The following is a 21,777-nucleotide window of genomic DNA, read 5'->3' as shown; positions in this document are numbered from 1 at the left end:
GATCTCTCCTTTTTCAGGTTGCGATGATCAAGAGTCACTTCAAATACGGATAAGACGATATTTCCCTCGACCTGATCTGTCATTGTTGGCGTAGGCCACTGATCCGGTCGCCTTGCTATCACAGTAGAGTATTGCTGCCATACCGATACGGGTTTTACTCACAGCAATTTCGTCATTCCATCCGTGGGCGATCTGGTTTGCTACGCGAGCGTAATCTTGGGAGGATTGCAGTAACGTTTATGCGTCGTCGAAACGATCAGAGGCCACTCCTAGTTTCGGGCTACATCAGCATCCTATGGCGGGGAGGTTTGCAACCTTCCCCGCTCTCTTCTCTCCCAATCTCACATCGCATGCCGGGCCAGCGCCTGATACAAGACCTGATATGGCTGAGCGCCCACTAAACGTTCAACAACTCGCCCATCCTTGAAAATGTACAGCGCCGGGATACCGGTAATGCCAAACCGCTGTGCCGTATATGGGTTTTCGTCTACATTGAGCTTGGCGACCACAGCGCGTCCGGCAAACTCGTGCGCCAGTCGCTCGACTGCCGGGGCAACTGCACGGCATGGCCCGCACCACGGTGCCCAGAAATCGACTAACACCGGTTGCTTGCTCTGCCCAACGATCTGATCGAAAGTGGCATCACTGAGCATCACCGGTCCAACCTGTTGATGTCGCTCAGCCGTTGAGCCGTGCGTCGATGGTTTGGAATGAGTTGTACCATTTGCTGTAGCCGCTGATGATTGAAGTGGTACACTCGGCCCTTTCGGTAATGGCGGCTGCGATCCACCATCACTCAGATACTGTAACCACGTCTGCAATGCGGATTCAGACACTACACCATGTGTCTGCGCTACCGTTGCGCCGTTGCTGATAAAGACCAGACCCGGCAAATCGGTAATGTTGTATTTCTGTACTAATCGCGGATTATCATCAGCATCGATCCGTGCGAGCAATGCCTTTCCGGCGAAGCGTTGGGCTAGTCGTTCGAGTGTTGGGTCGAGCTGCTGGCAGGTCGGACAGTTCCGGCGCTCGAAGATCAGGAGTACGGGTAAGCCGGCCCTTAGCACGCGGTCGATGCTCTGTTCGCTAGTTCGGATTGGAGTTGAAAAGACCATAGTTACCCTCGCTAGTAAGTCCAATATGTTGCTATGTTGAATGTACGCTGTATGGATAATACTGGTCATTAAAGATTTATTAATGTCATGTCAGAACCGCTTGGAGAGAGTTGCTGAACAATCAGGCTCTTGCCTGCGATAACACACGTTGGCGGCAATCTCTGTATCTGCCGCTGTTACACCACCGATATGATGGGTGATCCGTGCCATTTCCCTTTGTAAACCTTTCAGTGCAATCAAGATGCAAACTATTTGCAAAAATCTTGCAAACACGCTATACTAGACGCAGAAGTCGCGGCGACGAGGCCGCTCTGGTCATTGTTGCTGCGGCGCTTTTTGTTGCGCCCGGCGAAAATGTGTGGAGAGATTCAATGCAAACCTACTTTCGTCAGCGCATCGAAGTTCTAACGGCACGTCTGGACAATCTCCGTGCGAGTCTGGAACGGGCACGGCAGTCGGTGACACGCCTGGAAAACGAATCTGTTCCGGCAGGGGCTACTGCATTGGCCCGCGCTGCACAACTTTCGGCAGCTCGGGCAATGGCCGCTACACTGGCTGATCGCGAGCGCCATCTGCTGATTGCTATTCAATCGTTGCAGGCTGAGCTTGCCGATCAGCAGTTAACCGAACACGAATAGAGCATAGTGGGGGCAGACCTGGCATCTACCCCCACATCAGCATAACAGTCTGCGGTCGAGTGATGAATCAGGTCTGATCTGGTGCTGCTGCTCGACCTACGGATGTAAACCGGTAAACGTCAGAGCTGTTGTCTCGGCAAATCCACACATCAGGTTCATGCACTGTACGGCACTCCCTGCCGCTCCCTTCATCAAGTTATCAATTGCACAGATGCTGACGATCCGACGTGACGCTGGTTCGTAGGCGAAGCCAATGTCAGCATAATTGGTCCCGGCCACAATTTTTGGTTCAGGGTAGCGATAAATGCCTTGTCGCTCTTTCACGATGCGGATGAACGGTTGTTCGCGCGCAAAGGCTCGGTAGGCTTGCCAGAGATCCTTCTCGCTCAGATCGCGGTTGGCAAAGACGTGCACGGTCGCTAGCGCACCACGAACCAGTTCAATGGCAGTGATTGATAGATGCACATTGCGCAACCCGGTTACCTGTTCGATTTCGGCCTGATGACGATGACCGACCGGCGCGAAGGAACGTACAGCGCCAGACCGTTCTGGGTGATGGCTGGATTCGCTTACAGTGGCACCGCCCTCTGATGAGCCAACTTTGACATCGGCGATAATTGGCCGATGCAGATCGATGAGATTGGCCTGAACAAGGGGTAACAGGGCGAGATTAGTGGCAGTGGCGTTACAGCCGACACCACTGGCGTACCTTGCGCCGGTTAACGCTGCCCGATTAATTTCAGGGAGTCCGTAGACGAAGCGCTCAAGCCACTCTGGTGCCGGATGTGCACTCCCGTACCATTGCTGGTAGACCGCCGGATCACGTAGGCGAAAGTCTGCCGAACAATCAATGATTCGTTCAGCCAGGCTGGCGTATCGTTCTATTGACTGGGCGGCTTCGCCGTGGGGAAGGGCTAAGAAAAGCAGATCGCACGGTTGCAGTTGATCGGGGTGAACAAACTGAAGGTTAGTACGTCCACGTAGGTTTGGGTGTACCTGATACAGATAACGTCCTGCATTTCGGGCACTCGTGGCCTGGAGGATTGAGACATGAGGATGATCGAGCAAGAGACGCAGGAGTTCACCGCCTACATAACCGCTCGCGCCTACAATGCTTACGCGCAGTGTCATTGCTTGCCTCGTAAGAAAAAAGAGAGACGTTTAAGATATGCTAGCTGGCGGGGATACGTTTAGCACCCGTCCCTGCCTGTGCCGACAAGATTTTACAGCCTTTCTCCAAAATACATCTTGTGATGTCTGGGCGGGCTGGAAACCCGCCCCTACCAGTACGATGGCTTGAGTGTGGCCGGAGAACAATCGCTCATCTACCCACGACCACGCCCAACTTCCAGGACATAATCGATAATGTGGGCCGGAATATCAACGCCGGTCGTGTCGATGCTATTCCGAAACTCCATCGTGTAATTCACTTCGTTTACCAGTAATTCCCCTTCAGGTGTTTCCAGAATATCAATAGCGACCACACCACCTCCAACGGCATGCGCAGCGCGTACACTGAGATCGGCCAGCTCAGGGGTGACCGGACAGTTTGTCGCAACCCCACCGCGCGCTGTGTTCGTGATCCAGTGTGGACTGGTACGGTAGATCGCCGCAATACATTCATCGCCTATCACGAAACTGCGAATGTCACGCCCTGGTTTGTTGATGTACTGTTGAATGTAGAAGATAGAGTGCTGATAGTTCCCCAGGACATCACGGTGCTCTAAGATTGCTTCAGCCGCATCCCGGTCGTTGATTTTACTCACCATTCGCCCCCACGAGCCAATAACCGGTTTGAGCACCACCGGGTATCCGAGCTGTTCAATTGCTTCCAGCGCACTTTCTGGCGTAAAGGCTAGCAAACAGCGTGGTGTGGGTACACCGGCGTGAATAAGGGCCTGCGTAGTGAGAAATTTGTCGCCACAGGTGAGGGCAACGTGGTAGGTATTAACAGTCGGTATCCCAGCATCGTTGAAGATTTTGAGCATATAGAGTGCACGACTATGCTGGATACACCGTTCGAGAATGACGTCAAACGGATAGGTGGTTGTGTGCAGGTCAAAAACCTGCTCGCGGTCGTCAATTTTGACATAATCGAGACCACGACGCTCAAGCTCCTGGAAGAGGAGTTTCTCTTCAGCGCGAATACGCGAACAAAGGACGGCAATGCGCATAGTTGGTTTCTCCCTTGAAACGGGCGGAGCCGATAGTTGCAGCTCCGCTCCATCTGTTGGCTCTACTCACCCCAATCCTCTTCGACCTCTGGCGCCAGGACGAGAGTCGGTGGGTTGAGACTCACCACTTCCAATTCGGCGCCGCAATCAGGACAGGCAATGATTTCGTTTGCAAGCGTGCCATCGGGCAGAGTGATCTGTGCGCCACATTCAGGACATTCGGCGTGCATTGCGTTGCTCCTTACTTTTGTGCTTATTCGCCCCAATCCTCTTCGACCTCTGGCGCCAGGGCGAGGGTCGGTGGATTAAGGCTGACGACTTCCAGTTCCGCGCCGCAATCAGGGCAGGTGATGATCTCACTTTCGAGGGTATTGGCCGGCAGGGTGATAAGTGCGACACATTCAGGACATTCGGCGTGCATTGCAAGTTCTCCTTTCAGGGTTGGATCGTCAACTGTTCAAGAATGGCATCAGCAACTTCACGGGTGGTAGCCTCACCACCAACATCAGGGGTACAAATTCCTGCGGTAGCCACGGCAGCGATCGCTCGCCGCAGGTGATCGGCAGCTTGTGGCCGATTGAGCCAATCGAGCAACATCACCACACAGTTGAGAGCTGCGGTTGGATTGGCAATTCCACGTCCGGCAATGTCGGGTGCTGCACCGTGTACCGGTTCAAAGAGTGCCCGATCTTGACCAAGGTTGCTGCTGGCGGCAACACCCAAACCACCGCCGTGAATGCAGGCAATATCCGACAGAATATCGCCAAACAGGTTTGTGGTGACGATGACATCAAAGCGTTGTGGTTGGGCTGCCAGTTGCATCGCTGCCACATCAACCAGTCGTTCTTCAAAGCTCAGTTCAGGGTAGTCGGCAGCGATCTCAAACGCTACGGTGCGGAACAGACCATCACTGACTCGCAGCACATTGGCTTTATGGACGATAGTCACTTTGCCGGGATGACCGGTCGTCTGGCGTGTGCGGGCCAGTTCGCAGGCGGTACGAACAATACGGGCCGATGCATTGCGGGTAATGACTCGTTCAGCGATAGCGGTATTGCCGTCGTCTTCGAGTCGTTCCCGGCCACTGTACAGGTCTTCGGTATTTTCGCGCACGATGACCAGATCAACCCCTGGGCCAGTGGTAGGTCGGATATTCGCGTAGAGATCGAGGGTGCGACGTAATTCGACGATGGGACTGCGGTAACCAGGTACCGGATAGCTAGGTGAAGCGACGGCGCCAAAGAGGATTGCCGTTGCCTCACGGGCTATCGCGAGCGTGGTCTCAGGGAGTGCCGTTCCGGTGCGCTGAAAAACACCCCATCCGGCTTCGGCTTCAACGAGCGTCAGGTCGGGGGCTAACCGCCGCAGAGCATCTGTTGCAACGGCCATCACTTCCGGGCCGATCCCATCACCAGGAATGACGCAGATGTTCATTGCACGACCTCTCCGGGGAAGCGACCATACTGACGGTAGAAGGGGACAATGCCGCCAGCCGCCCAGACTTCACGCAGAAAGAGTGGTGGTGGCGGCAAATGGATCACTCTCCCATCAGCCGTTGTGATGTGACCTTGCTCCAGATCGAGTTCGACCTCATCACCATCGGCGAGTTCGCCGGTTAAATCGGCGGTAAAACAAGGAATGCCGAGATTCAGCGCGTTGCGGAAGAAAATGCGCGCAAAGAGCGGGGCGATAATCGCGCCAATGCCGACCATACGGAGGGCCAAAGGTGCGTATTCGCGCGAGCTACCGCAACCGAAATTTTTTCCGGCGACGATAATATCACCAGGGCGTACATTGGGAGCAAAATCGGGGCGATGTTCGATAAACGGATACCGACGCAATTCACTCTCGTCTTTGAGCATATACGGCGCATAGCGACCGGGAACAATCTGGTCGGTATTTACATCGGAGCCAAAAAGCCAGACACGAGCCATTGGATGCCTCTCTTTCTTTAATGAGCTACAACCGGATTCCTATCCATCACCGTGCGCGGATCGGTCAGATAACCGGTAAGTGCAGTCGCAGCAGCTACTGCCGGTGATGCCAGATAAATCTGCGCTTCAGGGCTACCCATTCGCCCCCGGAAGTTGCGATTACCTGTAAAGACACACACCTCACCGGGAGCTAGCACACCCATGTGGCGACCGATACACGCACCGCATCCCGGTGTTCCGATGGTTGCCCCTGCCGCCAGCAGCGTGGCAAGGGTGCCGTCAGACGCGGCACGTTGTAATGCCTGGGCACTGGCCGGGACGACAATCATCCGCACTCCAGGGGCCAGCCGACGTCCGGCTAAAATCTGGGCAGCAACAGCCATGTCTTCATAGTGACCGTTGGTGCAGGTGCCAAGATAGACGACATCAACGGCTACCTGCCCCAGATCGCTCAGATCGACAACGTTATCAACATAATGTGGGGCCGAAATCTGTGGCTCGAGTTGGCTCAGATCGATATCGACCACCTTTTGATACTGAGCGTCGGCATCGACTGTCGGGACAAGTGGGCCGGTTACAGACAATCCGGTTGGTGGTACGATACCTGCTTTCGCGCCCATTTCAATTGAAAGAGTCGCCAACGTCATACGCTCCATCACACTTAGATGCTCGACACCGTGCCACTCAATTGCAGCGTAGGTTGCGCCGTCGGCACGTAAAATACGGGCAGCGCGGAGCGCCAGGTCTTTGGGGCCGACTCCAAAGCCAAACGTTCCGTGAGCGCGCACTACAATTGTTTCAGGAACTCGTAGCCAGGTCTTACCGGTCGCAAGCGCCAGGGCAATATCGGTACTGCCCATACCAGTACCGAATGCGCCGATACAACCGTAGGCAGTACTGTGACTGTCACTACCCAAAATGAGCATCCCTGGTTGAGCCAGGCCCTCTTCCACTAACACTGGATGCGAAATGCCGCGACCGACATCAAACAGGTTCGGAATACCCTGAGCACGAACCCAGCGTCGCACCTCTTGCTGCTTCTCGGCTGTCTGGACACTGGCCGCCGGGGCAACGTGGTCGATCACAACAGCTACCCGTTGAGCGTCCCATACCCGGTCGGCTCCCAATTCATTGTGCAAGATGCGAATGATCCCCGGGGCAAGACTATCGTGAACCATCACCAGATCGACATTTGCCGTCACCACATCGCCAGCACGTACCGGTCTTCCGGCGACACGGCTTAAAATCTGCTCACTCATTGTTGGCATATATGTATCCTCCGTTTACGTTTACTCGGCGTAGCTGTACAGAATCTCATCGATCATCGCGCCATCGAGGTCGTGTTCATCACCAAGTGCCTTGATACGGGCCGCAGCAGCACGCGCCTGTGCTTCACTGAGCGTAATCCCTAATTCGCGGGCACGTTCAGCTACTGCATGCCAGCCCACCAACCGATGGGCAATCGCAATCGTGCGTTGGCGACCAAATAGATTTGGATCGAGCACTTCATAGCTACGCGGATCGGCCAGCACGGCTTTGGTGTGCATACCGGCCTTATGGTGGAACGCAGTGGGGCTGGTAATGCACTGATTAAACGGAATCTCGATGCCGAGCATCGTCGCTACCGTCTCGTCGATTTTGGGCAGGAGATCGAGGCGGTATCGTTGGACACGGGCCGGATCGATGCTTGCGATCCGGGCAATCATGCCGCTCAAACTGGCGATCCCGTTACGCTCACCGATACCGAGCACGGTGACATCGAGATGCGTAGCACCGGCTTCATACGCTGTAAAGGTATTGGCAATGGCGCAACCACTATCGTTATGACCGTGAAACTCGATGTCGCATGTCACTTCAGCGCGCACCGCACGAACGACATCGTAGACCTGACGCGGGGTGGCAATCCCTACCGTATCGGCGAGACCAATACGTTGTACACCCATTGTTTCGACTGCGCGGTAAATACGGATCAGGTCAGCGAGGTCGGTGCGAAAGCTATCTTCACACGAAAAGCGCACCTCGACATCGTGATCGCGGAGGTAGGTAATCACTTGTTCAGCTTCAGCCAGAATCTCGCTCAGGCTACGACCGTGGCTGACTTTGCGTAATGGTTCAGATGTGGCAAACAGCAGGTTCGCGCCCTGCGCACCGTGTTCAACGGCTAGCCGGGCATCGGCCATATGACAGCGGATATGAGTGAGGATACGGGCACGAAAGCCGTGTCGGGCAATGGTTGCCAGATCGCGAGCACTTTGTGGTGATGCAGCGGGGGAAGTGAGTTCAATATACTCGACGCCAAAGGCATCAAGCATTTCGGCGATAGCCAGGCGTTGGGCTGAGGTAAAACGAGCGCTGGCGAATTGCTCGCCTTCGCGCAAAGTCGTATCAACGAAAAATAAGCGCTCAGGCAGTGACATAGCGGAGCACCTCTCTCACTTGACATGAGCCAAAGAGTTCTGGTCGGCAATAGCGTGGCGTGTAAGCGACTGGGCTGACAGTTACGTACCGTTTCATAGTTCCCTCCATACAAACCATTGACCCGGCGCACCGTTGGTCTGGTGAGCCGGGTCTTGTCTCTTACGCACAGCAGACAAGCGTAGCTAACCAGACCTTTCGTCCGGCTTTTTTGCACGCTTGCTCTGCTTGGTGAAAAAGGTTACGTCACTCATAGCGCTACGACTATACCAGGAGTCGGGGGTTGTGTCAAGTGTGGTATGTCGAAGAGATGGCTGTTCAATGTCCTCAGAGCCTGAGCAAAAACCCGGAATTGGGAACATACCGTGCCCGCGCAACCATTGCGTGAGAGGGGCCAACATCAGTCATCCCACGTCCCCCCCTTCCTCGCCTCGTGTGAGAGACAGAGGGGCTAGGAGGAAGGTGAGGGTGGCACCAGCCTGCTGAGCGCCTGATCAAAACCACGAGTTTCTGGTCACGCTCTCAGTTTTTGATAGAGTGTCTTTCATACCCTCACAACGATTCTTGCAGTTTTCCCAGCCGTGTGCGTAGCCAGCTCAGGTTGCGTGGTGCGTAGCAATCGGAACCCGCTCGTACCCTGCAGTGATGGCTATGATCGGCACGACTCGCCATCTCTTGGTGTCAACACAGCCGGGAAGGGATAAAAATGGTTTTTCAAACAGATGTTCATAGCGCCGCGGCGATGTCTTTCATAACGAAATAGTATGAATACACTTCTGAATTTAGAAAGATTTATGTTGACAAATTTTTATATTAGCATATACTTACGCACAGCGTTAGCCTGTTTGTAGTGACGCCATCGATAATCTAATGTTTCGGTTCCTTACCGTGTCACGGTCTGTTTTCGTCAAGTCGTATGTTAAACCTGATTGTTCGGAAGCATTCTTCTCATAACTTGAATAATCGTCTCACAGTACGGCGGATGAAACCTGATACATGCACGGGCACAGCGCCGCTGTGCCCCAACCCGATCTTCTTCTGCGATAGGGTATTCTGGATAGGCGCTAAACCTGCTAGCACACACCGAAGTGGGATACGCTTACTATGTTCACGCGGCACACGATAGATCACGATTGACGCAGGTATCTTATGCGTATGCCTCACAACAATACTACTGCGGCGCCATCAGCATCGGTACGTCTGCGGCTCGTTGCTTTACCGGTTGAACACGGCGGCTGGGGGATGTTAGGTGCACCGATACTGTTGGGATTGTGGTTAGCCCCATCACCGGCCGGGTTCTGGTTGAGTCTTGCTGCACTGGGTATCTTTCTTGTTCGTCAACCGCTCAAGCTCGTCGTGAGTGACTATCGGCAGGGCAAGCGTTACCTGAGAACGGCATGGGCAGAGCGATTTTTGCTCGGCTACAGTGTGATTGCCCTCGTTGCGAGTGTGATGGCCTTCTGGCAGGCGATAGCTCCCTTCTGGCAACCAATTGTCCTGGCGATCCCTTTTGCCATCGGTCTATTGTATTACGATCTGCGAAAACAAAGCCGTAAGTTGGCTGCCGAAGTGTGTGGTTCGGTCGCAATGAGTGCTTTAGTGTCAGCTATTGTCATGGCTGCCGGTTGGTCGCTATTGCCAGCACTCTTCATCTGGTTGCTGCTGGCAATGCAAACGGTTGCTGCAATCATTTACGTGCGCGTTCGGTTACGACTGGCGCGCAACAAACCAGCTCAACGGACATTGCCACTTCTGCTCCATGGTGTGATGCTCGTTGTCGTGATCGGGTTTTTGCTGAGGGGTTGGGTAAGCTGGCTAGTTCCACTCGTTTTTGCTTTCTTGATGGTGCGGTGCTGGTTAGGACTGTTGCCGCATAGTCTTGCCACACCAACACCACTGGTTGGTGTGCAAGAGTTGGTCGTAAGCCTGGTGACGGTGACTGGGATCAGGTTTGGCGTGTGATAACAATCAGTTGTAGCGATGCTTCCCCTCCGCTGACTCTTCTGTAGTGATGATTAAAAGCACAAGACGCTGACAAGGAACCAATACAGGATACCGTCGGTTACTGGGGGATGTCGGTTTTATTTTTATAGGTATTTAGTTGACAAACTTGATTTATTAGTGTATGCTAACCTCGTCAATGAGGTTCTTATAAGTAGGGAGGAAACACATGCTCTCCATACGAAGGAAAACAGTCGGACTTACCTTTATCGGTGTGATGCTTCTTTTGCTCTCTCTGGGAGCCTGTACAAACCAGAGCGCAACACAGACTGTCCGCGAGACTGTTGTTGTGACTCAAGAAGTTCCAGTTCGGGAAACGGTTGTTGTGCGCGAGACGGTTGAAGTTCCGGTGGAGGAGCCAATTGTCTACGTATACTCTGCCCGTCATTATGGTCAGATGGAAACGGCATTTGCCGAATTTACGAAGGAAACAGGCATTGAAGTCCGATTTACGTTTGGTAGCGATGCAGAGCTACGTGAGCGTTTGAAGGCCGAGGGACGTTTCACCCCTGCTGATGTGCTGTTCACTGTTGATGCGGCAAATCTCTGGTTGGCTGGGCAAGAGGGTCTCTTACGCCCGATTAATTCAGACGTGCTAGAGAGCAATATCCCTGATTACTTGCAGGATCCAAGCAACCAATGGTATGCTCTCTCCTTGCGAATACGAACTATCGCCTACCATCCCGATCGAGTCAATCCGGCAGAAATCTCTACCTACGAATCGCTAGCCGATCCAAAATGGGCAGGTCGCATCTGCTGGCGTCCTTCTACCAAGTCGTATACCCAGTCGCTCGTGGCCAGCCTGATCGTCCACCATGGCTACGATAAGGCGAAGGAAATTGTGTCAGGTTGGGCGAAGAATAGCAAAGAATACATTGACAGCGACACGAAAATTCTCGAGGCAATTGCGGCAGGAGGGTGTGATGTTGGTGTGGTCAACCATTATTATCTCGCCCGTCTCCTCGATAAGGACGCTAACTTCCCGGTGAAGCTCCTTTGGGCTAATCAGGATGATCGGGGCGTGCATGTGAATGCAAGCGGCGCTGGGGTAACAACGTATGCTCGTCATCCAGAGAATGCGATTCGTTTGCTCGAGTGGTTAAGCACCGAGCGCGGTCAGCGGCTGTTTGCTGATAGTAATTTCGAGTATCCGGCTAACCCTGCTGTGACACCGCACGAACTTATCAAGAGCTGGGGTGAGTTCAAGCGTGACACTGTTCAGATAAGTGAGATCGGAAGTTTGCAGGCTGATGCAGTCAAACTTATGAACGAGGCTGGTTATCAGTAAGTTGGTCAATATCCGGTAGACGTTTCCTCGCGAATCAACGGGAGTGACGGTACACCGGCTCTCCCGTTGACTCTCAGGTATAGTACGGTCGTAGGTGTATCTTTATTATGCTGATCAGACAAAAACAGCTGGCAACAAGTTGGTCTTTCCCTTCCATAGATCGTTGGAGTATCATCGCGTTATTGATTGCCGGTCTGGCACTTTTGCCTATCGCGATCATCCTGCGGATGCTTCTGTTACCGGCGCCTGATGTATGGCAACATCTCTGGGCGACGCGGCTGGCAGAATTTCTGACCAACACCGTGATCCTCCTCGTTGGGGTGGGGACTGGTACAGTGCTGTTGGGAACCGGTCTTGCCTGGTTGGTAACTGCGTACCGCTTTCCCGGTCAACGATTGTTTGACTGGGCATTAATGTTGCCAATGGCGGTGCCTTCGTATGTGCTGGCGTTTGTTTTCATGGCGACATTCGACTATACTGGCCCGGTGCAAAAAACTCTGCGTGACTGGTTCGGAAGTAGTGAATGGTTTCCATCTATTCGATCGGGCGGCGGTGCCGTATTTGTGATGAGCCTGACTCTCTATCCATACGTTTACTTGCTCACTCGTGCGGCATTTCATGAACATGCATTGGGAACGTTTGAGGTTGCTCGTACACTTGGCGCCACCCGTCTGCAAGCCTTTTTCCGGGTTGTCCTTCCGATGGCAAGACCATCGTTGGTTGCCGGGCTTTCACTGGTGTTAATGGAAGCGCTGACCGATGTGGGAACAGTGCGCTTTCTGAATTTCCCTACCTTGAGTGATGGTATTTTTCGGATCTGGCACGGCATGATGGATCGGGATGCGGCACTGCAATCAGCCGCAGTACTGCTGTTATTCGCCTTCGCAGCATTGCTTCTCGAACGCCTGACTCGTGGGCGTGCCCGATATGTTCAAGAGGGTTCACGCGGCCACGGTCTTGTGAAAGTTCCGTTAACAGGTTGGCGTGCTCTGATGGCAACGCTGCTATGCTTCTTCGTGTTGGCAACTGCATTCTTGCTCCCTATTTCGCAGTTAATACTGTGGAGCGTTTACGAGTTGCAGCAGCGAATGCCCGAAGGTTTGCTGGCCGTTTACTGGCGGCATGCACGCGCTACGCTCATGTTGGCTGGAACCGGCGCCGCTATCTCCGTGTTAGCGGCAGTGTTGTTGGCATACGGTGTCCACCTGAGCCGCTCTCCAATCACCCGCCTGGCTGCACGTGGTGCAATGCTTGGTTATGCTATTCCTGGTGCAGTAATCGGGTTGGGCGTTCTTATCCCCCTGGCCTGGCTAGACCACACGTTGAACGATCTTACGTATCAATGGTGGGGAGTTCTCCCAGGATTAATTTTTACAGGCTCGATAACCGGTCTCATCTATGCGTATGTCGTTCGCTTTATGGCCGTCGCTTATTCTAGCGTCGAGGCCAGTCTAGAGAAAGTCTCACCCAGTATTGAAGCAGCGGCACGCACGTTGGGCGCTAGTCCGGTGCGCGTATTGTTTCGCATTCATCTGCCCCTTATCCGGACAGGTATGTTGACCGGTGCGGTACTCGTCTTTGTTGATGTAATGAAGGAACTTCCCATCACCCTGCTGCTGCGGCCTTTTGGATACGATACACTGGCTCTCTGGATATGGCAGAATGTCGCTGAGTCTTTGTGGGGCGAAGCGGCTTTACCGGCGTTAACGATTGTTGTTACAGACTTGCTGGTGGTGGGAATTCTTATTCGGTCGGCAACCCTGCGCTTCAGGGCACACTAGAGATTTGGCTAGAGGAGATATTCCGATGCTTCGTAGCACCGAACCCGGACTTCAATTACACCATGTCACCCGCCGGTATGGCAGCATTGTAGCGGTGAACGACATCTCTTTAGAGGTGTCACAGGGTGAATTCCTTGTCATTGTCGGGCCGAGTGGTTGTGGCAAGACGACGCTGCTTCGTCTGGTTGCGGGTTTAGACGTGCAAGACGAAGGAAGCATTACGATACAGAACCGGATTGTAAGTGGGAACGGCGTCTTCGTGCCACCAGAAAAACGTCGCGTGGGACTGGTATTCCAGGATTATGCACTCTTCCCACACATGACGATTGCCAAAAATGTAGCTTTTGGCCTTCACCGCTGGTCTAAAGCAGATGTCAGACAGCGTGTGTACGAAATGCTTGATATGGTACAACTTGCTCATCTGGCAGACCGCTACCCTCATGAGTTGTCTGGTGGTGAACGACAGCGGGTGGCTTTGGCCCGTGCGCTGGCACCGCGACCCGATATCCTGCTGCTCGATGAGCCTTTTTCAAACCTGGATGCTGGGTTACGCACAACAATGCGCGAACATATCCAGCGTCTGCTGAAAGGCATCAACATTACGACCTTCTTCGTTACCCACGATCAGGAAGAGGCTCTCCTGCTGGGCGACCGAGTGGCTGTTATGAACCAGGGTCAGATCGAGCAGGTAGGTACACCTGAGCAAGTTTTTCACCAGCCTGCGACCTACTTCGTTGCCGAGTTTTTCGGCTATACGGCATTTATTTCGGGTCACGTAACGTCTGCTGGATTGGAAACCGAGCTTGGCTTTTTATCGCAACGTCTCTCGCTTGCTCCGGGTTCTGAAGTGAATATCCTGGTTCGTCCCGATGATCTGTCGGTGTATCCAGACGAGGAAGGTACGGCGTATATCGTTCGTGCTGGTTTTCAAGGGATGCACTGTATGTATCAGATCGCTTTACCGTCAGGCCATACTGTCTACAGCCTGATGCCGCATACGTCTGTCTATGCACCTGGTACGCGAGTACGGGTTGAGTTACGGCCAGGTCACGATCTGGTTTGTTTTCCGAACAACCGATCCATGTCCGCTAAAGGTTCGAGAATAGCTGATCATCATTTTGTTTATTGACCGAAAGCAGCAATTTAAATCTTTTCGCAAGTCATAAAACTTATCTTCATTTCTCTATTGCGCAGCCGACCGCAGTGTAGTGTATTGGTCGGATGGTACGGGATTTTTGCAAAAGCGGGAATGCTTACCGGAGTGTGAACTATGATTGCGGCAAGATATAGCGATTCAACCAACAAGTAATGCTGTCGGCCTAATCTCTGTTTAAGCTAGACAATTGGAAGGAGAAGACGATGTGTCATAAGTTGACTATCCTGGCTCGCGATAGCGCCAACCGCATCATCGCTCAGTGCGAGCATGGAACAATCCATCTCTATTGGGCACGGGCGGCGCTCTTTCTGCATCCAGCCGAGCTGCTCCCTCTGCTCGCGCTGATTCAGTGTTGGAAGCCAGACTTCGAAGAGGCGCGGAGCGAACCATTTTGCATTGTCCGGCGGCTTGATGGCTCATTGCAGCTCTGGTACCGCGAGATAGGTGTGCATTTGAGCCAAAGTGATCTGTACGATCTGGCTGCTCTTCTCTGGCACGCTGCAGCCCGTTTGAAACTTTTTGGCCCTGAACCGTTAACGCCGCTGAGTCATACCCTAGAATCGAGTCGTCCGGTGACTTGTGTTCTGCCACGTCCTGAATGGCGGAATTGAGGTCTTCGTTGGCGGAATGAAGAGATGATGAGGATGTCTATGTGGTGTTTTTCCTGCTCTTCCACTTTGTGGGCGAAGAAGGTTGGGTAAAGATGATCGCCACCTAAGGCTGTGGGCAGTACACGCCAAGGCGTATAGTCAGGCAACAGCTCAGCAAGATTCCACTTTGCTTACATCGGCACGAAAGCCAGAGATGCGCAATGACGGCGAAAAGGAACGTCTTTCAGGTGCTCTTAACCCTGCGCTTAGTCATGGTACATCGTCTTCCCACTGCGGTCTTTTGGATCGGGTGGTAGTCCTAAATATCGCTGACGTAAATCATCCCACAATGCCAGTCGTGACCAGTCAGGCTCCTTGCGGAACTTCATGTCGTCGGTGAGAAATGGATTGGGGAAGAAGATATAAATCTGGTTCTCACCCTTACCATTGAATAGCCGTAATCCCCAACTGCCTACCGTTCCATCAGGGTTTAGCCGACGGTAAAATTCAGCTCGTCCTGTTCGCCGATGGCGGGCAAGTTCCGGATCGACAGGTTTCTGCTTGCTGCCTTTATGCTCACCGATGCACAGATGAAAGTGCCAGACTCCGAAATCAACGGTCAGGTACCCATCGAGCATACCAATTCGCTGTGGTGGCTGAGTAACTTTGATCTCGAATACTGAACCCTGAATAAGTGGACCAAAATATATCTTGTCCCAATGATCACGAAACAGTTCGGTCATCAGCGTGGTAAGTACTGACTCTTCTGGTTCGAGTGGAAAGATTTCGAGTGTCCCATTCCCTGGTTCTTCAACGATATAAGAGGATGGTGTTGTCATAAAAAATAACCTCCTGTCAGTTGCCACTCGGCGACATTTCGCGTACCAGTGTCACGAGATCGTGAAGTGAATACACACATCGTTCGGGATGTCCTTTCGCCTGGATATGCCAGCAAGGTTGTTGTTCAGTGCCACTAATGGTAATACGTAGCGCTGTCGGATTATCTGTTGAACTAGTCAGATATCCGATTCGTTCAAGCGCATGAGATGTCCATTTGCGAATAAGACCTTCACCAAGAAGTGTTGCCCGATGCACTGAAGAATAGTGAAAGCGAAATTGGCCGTGATAGCGATCAAAGGTAATCTCGCAATTGGCGAAAGCCTTTTCAAATGCTCCGCTCAACACAAGATCTTCTGGTGCACCGGAATATACCGTACCATCAGTTGTCATCAACCATACTATATCGGCACTACGTAAAGCGAGATCAAGATCGTGGGTTGAAAGAATGACGGCTCGTTGCGTGTCGTGGGCCAGTCTGCGTAGGAGTTGCATCATCGCTACCCGGTGTGACAGATCGAGGAAAGCGGTTGGTTCATCGAGCACCATAACCTGCGGCTCTTGAGCCAGGGCACGTGCTACCATGACTCGTTGCCGTTCACCGTCACTCAATTCGTGGATATAGCGTCTAGCGAGGTGTTCTGCCTGAGTCGCTGCAATTGCCGTTTGCACGATTGCTTCATCGTGAGGTGTTAATCGCCCAAACCAATTCGTGTATGGATAGCGCCCAAGGGCAACTAGGTTGTACACCGAAAGCTGACCAACCTCAATGCGTTCGGTGAGAACAACACTAATCCGGCGAGCAATCTCACGCGGTTTGAGCGTCGCCAGATCAGTCTTATCAAGGAACACTCGTCCGGCTAATGGCGGTTGCATACCGATCAGGGTTCGTAGGAGGGTTGATTTACCGACGCCGTTTGGTCCCATTAAGCAAACAACTTCACCGCTACGAAGCGTTAAATTGAGGTGATCGGCAATGATACGCCGTACCCCGCCTCTGCCAGAGTAACCAATGCGCAAGTTCTCAGTGGTTAAAACTGGTTCGTTCATAAGCTAAAGGTTCCCCGATACCGCTGGAGGATAACCCAGATGACAATAGGCGCCCCAACGAGCGATGTAATGGCATTTAAGGGGAGGACAATACTAAACCCTGGTGCTTGAGCTATCAGATCGCCGACAAGGGCTGTCGTTGCTCCAACCCATATACATGCCGGGATCAGCACATTATGATCTGACGTTCGCAGCAGTGCTCGACAGAGGTGAGGCACCGCAACCCCAAGAAAAGCTATTGGACCACAAAAGGCGGTTACTGCTCCAGCAAGTACGGCACTGCTCAGGACAATCCCACTTCTAGTCATTTGGATGTTCATACCCATACTGCGTGCGTATGTCTCACCGAGCAGTAACGCATTAAGAGCTTTGGTCAGAAGGAAAGCCAAGAACAACCCAATACCGATGGTTGGCCCTAGAACCCACAGTTGACTCCAGGTTACACCACCGAAATTGCCAAAGCTCCAGGCAATGTATGCATGAATGCGCTCGGCAATACTAAAGTACAACAGCAGACTTACCACAGCACTGGTAACATAACTGATCATAAGCCCTAAGATAAGAAGAGTAATGCTGCTCCGCACTTGTTGAGCTATAAAGATAACAAGAATCATCACGATACCGGCACCGAAACTGGCGGCGACTACCAGGCTAATATTACTCAACAGTCCGGTAACAGCCAACAAACTTGTGTTGGCAGTACCAACGCTTAACACAACGATGGCAACCCCAAGGCTGGCCCCTGAACTGATGCCAAGAATAAATGGATCGGCTAGCGGGTTGCGGAAGAGGGTTTGCATTTGTAGGCCGCTCACGCCGAGTGCGGCTCCGGCTAGCGCCGCGGTGAGTGCTTTAGGTATGCGAAAGTCGTATATGATCGTTACCCACGTCGCTCGTTCAGCTTCCTTGTGGAAGAGGATTGTTAGAACCTGTTCCAATGGAATGGGTACTGATCCTGCACTGAGGCTTAATAAGAAACTCACTAGAGTAATACCAGACATGACGATGAGGATAACCATCTGTAGGTGTTGGTGTAAATGTACAGATGATTTGTTTGTGGTAGCGAATATTTTCCCCATACAATTTTCGTACTGATTGAAGTTATCGTTTTAACCGATGAAAAATATATTCTTCCACAGGGCTATTATGTATCAGATGTTCATGAATAATTCGTCTAATTACTACTTGGTCAACGTGGTGGTACCAGATGCCTTCAGGGTATACCACGACAATAGGACCGGCGGAGCAGACACCAAGACACGGCGTCGTGCCCCGCTTGACTCTGTTCGGATTCTGGTAATCCCCTAACGGCCCAAGCAGGTGGGCTAATTGTGAGTACAATTGTGCTGCTTTGCCGTCTGGATCGCAATAGTGTCCAGTACAGATAAAGATATGGCGAGAATATGGGTTCATATGGGGTTTAGTCATACCGTCCTCTATGGTGCAAGCTGTTGGTAAAAGAAGAGTTCGTGATCAGGTAGTAATTCTGGGTGCAATATCTTGATCAAGTCGGCCAGAATGAGATGAGGGTTAGTAACACCGGTTTCCCAATAATCATTGCCGCCGTTCTCGTTCAATCGCTTGTTGTTGTTGAAGACGTTGCCTTTCTGAAAGGCGGTAAACTGCGAAAAGCGTTCGTCTATTTGCTGCAATTCGCTCAAACTCTTCGCACTACCAGGGTTCAGCCAGAAATCGGCATTCTGGGCGCGTTCAAAAACCTCTTCAAAGCTCAGTGGTTGACTTCCGCTCGATGTATCGTCAGCCCAGAGGTAGGTTGCACCGGCATCGGCTAGAAGTTGGGCCACATAGCTTTTACCACCGGGCATATACCATGTTCCCCGAAACGGAGCATTAGCAAAGACAGTAGGTTTGTTGGCTACTTCGCGGGCTTTAGCGGCTATCTCGCGATAGCGGTTAGCGATAGCGGCGTAGGCTTTATTGGCTGCCATTTCCTGGTTGAAGAATGCTGCGGTGAATTTAATCCATTCAGCGCGACCGAGCGGTGTGCTTTCCATGTATTCGCTGTTCAAGACAACCTTTAGACCAGCCTCGAGTAACTTAGGATGGGCGTCGAACTCAGGATTACCAACCCCATACGTCATGATCAGATCGGGATTGAGATCGAGAGCTTGTTCAACATTCACCTGGCCTCCACTCCCGATTTCCACCAGCTCTCCGGCAGCGATCTTCTGACGCACGGTCTCGTTGTTGATGTACAGGAAGCTATCGACACCGACTAACCTATCAAGCAGGCCAAGTTCGTCGAGATGGGGCAGTTGTGTGGTTGACATTGCCACCACACGCTGTACCGGAATTTCGATCAGTAGCGTATTATCTTTTAGATCAGGTGGCGGAGTGCCGCACTGAAGCAGGACATACCGGAATTGAACATCAGCGTCGCGCCACGGATTGAGCACAGTGATGATCTTGTAATGGTTGAAATACTCAATCTTCCAACCAGTTGCCTCTTCCAGAGTAACTTTCTCTGGGAAGTAATCGACTTCCGGATCGAACTCAGTAACACACTCATCGGTAAGGTTGGTAAGCGGTGGTGTGAGCATGTCTGGAGTAGCCGTAGGTACAGCAGTCGGGATTGGTGTACCTATAGCTCCTAATGCCGTTGTTGGAACAGCGGTTGGCACAGGTCTGGTCGCAGTCTGATTTCCACACCCAATAAAGAAGATGACGAAGAAAAACGAAAGCATGTAATGTGCTAAACGATACATAGTTTTCCTCCAAAAATGCAAAAAATAATGCAAGAGATCCTTCGCCGCTAGCAGAAAATGCTATCGGGTACTGGGAACGAGCGATCTGCTCAACGAATAGTCACTATTGTTTGTCGGAAATTGGCGTAGTGGGCAGATGGTGCTGTTGATGATAACCATCAACAAAACATCCCCAGTCTCTTCCGAGAGCTGGGGATATAAACACTGCCCGTTCAGTGGGGTAAACTACGGCAGGCATGTTCTCCTCCTTAGCTCGAGAAGGGCCGAACATCATCGCATCGCGGCAGGCATCCTGGCTTCCGGTATTAGAACCGGTTACAGTTGCGGCACAGCGCTGGACTTGCACCAGCTTCCACCTTTACGCCCTGGCATCCGGGCCTACGGGTCACCGCGACGATATAAGCTTGTCAATATTGCCCATATACTAGCACAACTGACACGATTTTGCAACTGTTCCCTGTCAGCGTGTAGGGGTTTTCAACGTTGTGCGGCGACGTGCGCCTAACACCCCTCACCTTCTCCCCAACCCCCTTCCGCTCCCTTTGTGGGAGCGGAAGGGGGAGGGTGAGGTGGGATTGGAACCCGCTCCTGATGGCTTGTTGATGGGATAAACGACGGATTTCAGCTTCACGCCGGAGGATGCAGGCCGGAGGCCCGCGCTCCAAGGGCAATCGCGCGAGTCGGGGATCGTCTCGCGCATGGATGACATGCATCGTGCATGTCTCCCCATTCGGTTACAGCGAAGTGGCTCTCGTGATACCAAAAGATGAAGACCTTGAAAGGCCCTGGTCAGCGTGTTTTTCAGAACCGATGGCCATTATCGGGGTAAGTCATTCTGCACACGTGTGAGACGTTCTCATTTGGAAATCGTGACAGTGAGCGATGACGGCTCATCATTGGTGTTTCATTCATCTCTGTATTTTCCGTGTCTCTGTGTTGCAGAATCCGTCGTCTCAACAACGATGTACCGCACGCAGTGTCACTACTAGGGAGAGGCACGAGATACCGTACCTCTCCATCTCAAGGTGGGATTGCACCAGATCGATGACAAAGTGCAGCCGTATTTACCCATTCCAACGAAACGGTCTTCAACTCTACTCACCACCTGCAGTTCCGGTCACCGGCTCACCATCGCGTGGTCTGGTTGCCGCCGGTGTATCACCTAGCATACCGTCGCTTGGAATGCTCAGCATGGTCAACAGGCCATTATCGCCACTTACCAAGCGCGGCAAGACACCATCCCAGCGTTCGATAAAGCGCAATTGGAGCAATTGCGGAGAAACGACTTCACCGAGCAGGCGGAGCGATTCGGCTTCAGCGCGAGCAATTTCGAGGCGAGCCTTTGCCTCAGCTTCAGCACGAGCGACTTGCTGTTGGGCCTCGATCCGCGCCCGTTCAAGCTCGCGTGCGGCCCGTAGTGCGTCTTGCTCGGCAACCTGCTTCGCTTCGATAGCACGGGCAAACTCAGGACTGAAATTGAAGTCGGTGATCGAGACACTTTCAACGATGACCCCACGGGGTGTTAGGCGTTCACTCAAAATGTTTAGGATCAAATCTGACACTTCAGGACGACGGGTGATCAGTTCTTCAGCCGTAAAGCGTGCTGTTGCTGCTTTGAGCGCCTCCTGAATGGCGGGATCAACCACGCGGCGTTCGTAGTCTACACCGATCTCGCGTACCAGTCGATCAACCTGGCTGGCGTCAGGCCGGTAGTTGATGACCACCTGGGTGGTTACGGTTTGCAGGTCACGTGAAGCTGCGCTTGAATTGGACTCATAGCGCTGGGTGCGTACTTCCACGATGGTGACGGAGGTAATAAACGGTGGGCGAAAGTGAAGCCCTTCGTTGAGCACACCGGTAATTTCGCCGAATGTCTTCAGTACACCTCTGGTACCGGCTTCAATGGTCGTTACCGAATTGATCACAATAAAGACTGCGACCATCCCCAGGATAATGATGGAGAATATTGCTGACATTGACCATCCGCTCATGGTCGGCGTAGGAAAAGATTGACGTCTTTGGTTCATCGTTCTGCACTTTCTATTTCAACAAGTGTCTCACCCTGTACA

General features: G+C 52.5%; 20 protein-coding genes and 1 riboswitch. Of the genes, 6 read left to right on the top strand and 14 right to left on the bottom strand.

Features of this window, described 5'->3' with window-relative positions:
- Window positions 1-341: 341 nt before the first annotated feature.
- Entirely contained in the window at window positions 342-1,118 is a 777-nt protein-coding gene (gene trxA, locus JE47_RS22475) for a thioredoxin (RefSeq protein ID WP_031459639.1), read from the bottom strand.
- Window positions 1,119-1,489: 371 nt separating this feature from the next.
- Between trxA and JE47_RS0110105 the strand changes: the two genes are divergently transcribed.
- A complete protein-coding gene (locus tag JE47_RS0110105; RefSeq protein WP_031459638.1) occupies window positions 1,490-1,756 on the top strand; it encodes a hypothetical protein in 267 nt (88 codons plus the stop codon).
- 96 nt (window positions 1,757-1,852) lie between these two features.
- Here JE47_RS0110105 and argC read toward each other — a convergent pair whose 3' ends face one another.
- The 8 genes from argC to lysS all read right to left on the bottom strand — a co-directional run bounded on the left by argC (window position 1,853) and on the right by lysS (window position 8,281).
- Entirely contained in the window at window positions 1,853-2,887 is a 1,035-nt protein-coding gene (gene argC, locus JE47_RS0110100; protein ID WP_031459637.1) for an N-acetyl-gamma-glutamyl-phosphate reductase, read from the bottom strand.
- 194 nt (window positions 2,888-3,081) lie between these two features.
- Window positions 3,082-3,930 (bottom strand): lysine biosynthesis protein LysX, encoded by an 849-nt coding sequence (lysX, locus tag JE47_RS0110095; protein ID WP_031459636.1) that lies wholly within the window; start codon window positions 3,928-3,930, stop codon window positions 3,082-3,084.
- A 62-nt stretch (window positions 3,931-3,992) separates the two neighbouring features.
- Window positions 3,993-4,160 (bottom strand): lysine biosynthesis protein LysW, encoded by a 168-nt coding sequence (lysW, locus tag JE47_RS0110090; protein ID WP_028459068.1) that lies wholly within the window; start codon window positions 4,158-4,160, stop codon window positions 3,993-3,995.
- 23 nt (window positions 4,161-4,183) lie between these two features.
- On the bottom strand, window positions 4,184-4,351 hold the full coding sequence (gene lysW / locus JE47_RS0110085; RefSeq protein WP_031459635.1) for a lysine biosynthesis protein LysW: 168 nt from the start codon (window positions 4,349-4,351) through the stop codon (window positions 4,184-4,186).
- Window positions 4,352-4,365: 14 nt separating this feature from the next.
- Window positions 4,366-5,364, bottom strand: coding sequence for an isocitrate/isopropylmalate dehydrogenase family protein (locus JE47_RS0110080; protein ID WP_031459634.1), 999 nt, complete (start codon window positions 5,362-5,364; stop codon window positions 4,366-4,368).
- Window positions 5,361-5,864 (bottom strand): LeuD/DmdB family oxidoreductase small subunit, encoded by a 504-nt coding sequence (locus JE47_RS0110075; RefSeq protein ID WP_031459633.1) that lies wholly within the window; start codon window positions 5,862-5,864, stop codon window positions 5,361-5,363. The genes JE47_RS0110080 and JE47_RS0110075 overlap by 4 nt, the downstream gene beginning before the upstream one ends.
- Before the next feature lie 17 nt (window positions 5,865-5,881).
- A complete protein-coding gene (locus JE47_RS0110070) occupies window positions 5,882-7,132 on the bottom strand; it encodes a 3-isopropylmalate dehydratase large subunit (RefSeq protein ID WP_031459632.1) in 1,251 nt (416 codons plus the stop codon).
- Window positions 7,133-7,153: 21 nt separating this feature from the next.
- On the bottom strand, window positions 7,154-8,281 hold the full coding sequence (gene lysS, locus JE47_RS0110065; protein WP_031459631.1) for a homocitrate synthase: 1,128 nt from the start codon (window positions 8,279-8,281) through the stop codon (window positions 7,154-7,156).
- Window positions 8,282-9,428: 1,147 nt separating this feature from the next.
- Here lysS and JE47_RS0110060 point away from each other — a divergent pair.
- From JE47_RS0110060 to JE47_RS0110040, 5 genes are all read left to right on the top strand, one after another.
- On the top strand, window positions 9,429-10,241 hold the full coding sequence (locus tag JE47_RS0110060) for a YwiC-like family protein (RefSeq protein WP_081910017.1): 813 nt from the start codon (window positions 9,429-9,431) through the stop codon (window positions 10,239-10,241).
- Between the two features lie 328 nt (window positions 10,242-10,569).
- Complete coding sequence (locus JE47_RS0110055) at window positions 10,570-11,568, top strand: Fe(3+) ABC transporter substrate-binding protein (RefSeq protein ID WP_236631195.1); 999 nt, start codon at window positions 10,570-10,572, stop codon at window positions 11,566-11,568.
- Between the two features lie 107 nt (window positions 11,569-11,675).
- The gene (locus JE47_RS0110050) at window positions 11,676-13,349 is read left to right on the top strand and encodes an ABC transporter permease (protein ID WP_051871124.1); all 1,674 of its coding nucleotides are present in this window, start codon (window positions 11,676-11,678) and stop codon (window positions 13,347-13,349) included.
- A gap of 25 nt (window positions 13,350-13,374) precedes the next feature.
- Entirely contained in the window at window positions 13,375-14,478 is a 1,104-nt protein-coding gene (locus JE47_RS0110045) for an ABC transporter ATP-binding protein (protein WP_051871123.1), read from the top strand.
- Between the two features lie 230 nt (window positions 14,479-14,708).
- Window positions 14,709-15,116, top strand: a complete 408-nt coding sequence (locus JE47_RS0110040; protein ID WP_031459626.1) for a hypothetical protein — start codon at window positions 14,709-14,711, stop codon at window positions 15,114-15,116.
- A 245-nt stretch (window positions 15,117-15,361) separates the two neighbouring features.
- Here JE47_RS0110040 and JE47_RS0110035 read toward each other — a convergent pair whose 3' ends face one another.
- From JE47_RS0110035 to JE47_RS0110015, 5 genes are all read right to left on the bottom strand, one after another.
- Window positions 15,362-15,934, bottom strand: coding sequence for a DUF7676 family protein (locus JE47_RS0110035; RefSeq protein ID WP_031459625.1), 573 nt, complete (start codon window positions 15,932-15,934; stop codon window positions 15,362-15,364).
- Between the two features lie 16 nt (window positions 15,935-15,950).
- Window positions 15,951-16,982, bottom strand: a complete 1,032-nt coding sequence (locus tag JE47_RS0110030) for an ABC transporter ATP-binding protein (protein ID WP_031459624.1) — start codon at window positions 16,980-16,982, stop codon at window positions 15,951-15,953.
- Entirely contained in the window at window positions 16,979-18,001 is a 1,023-nt protein-coding gene (locus tag JE47_RS0110025) for an iron chelate uptake ABC transporter family permease subunit (protein ID WP_411278402.1), read from the bottom strand. The genes JE47_RS0110030 and JE47_RS0110025 overlap by 4 nt, the downstream gene beginning before the upstream one ends.
- 417 nt (window positions 18,002-18,418) lie before the next feature.
- Window positions 18,419-19,708 carry an ABC transporter substrate-binding protein gene (locus tag JE47_RS0110020; protein ID WP_031459622.1) on the bottom strand — a complete coding sequence of 430 codons (1,290 nt, stop codon included), beginning with the start codon at window positions 19,706-19,708 and terminating at the stop codon, window positions 18,419-18,421.
- A gap of 265 nt (window positions 19,709-19,973) precedes the next feature.
- Window positions 19,974-20,116: riboswitch (cobalamin riboswitch) on the bottom strand.
- 686 nt (window positions 20,117-20,802) lie between these two features.
- Window positions 20,803-21,735: a prohibitin family protein gene (locus JE47_RS0110015; RefSeq protein WP_031459621.1), complete on the bottom strand. Its 933-nt coding sequence runs from the start codon at window positions 21,733-21,735 to the stop codon at window positions 20,803-20,805.
- Window positions 21,736-21,777 lie beyond the last annotated feature (42 nt).

The sequence above is a fragment of the Chloroflexus sp. MS-G genome, from assembly GCF_000735195.1.
Classification (GTDB): Bacteria; Chloroflexota; Chloroflexia; order Chloroflexales; family Chloroflexaceae; genus Chloroflexus.
Note: the sequence above shows the minus strand (reverse complement) of the source record. Positions and strands in the feature narration are given on the sequence as shown.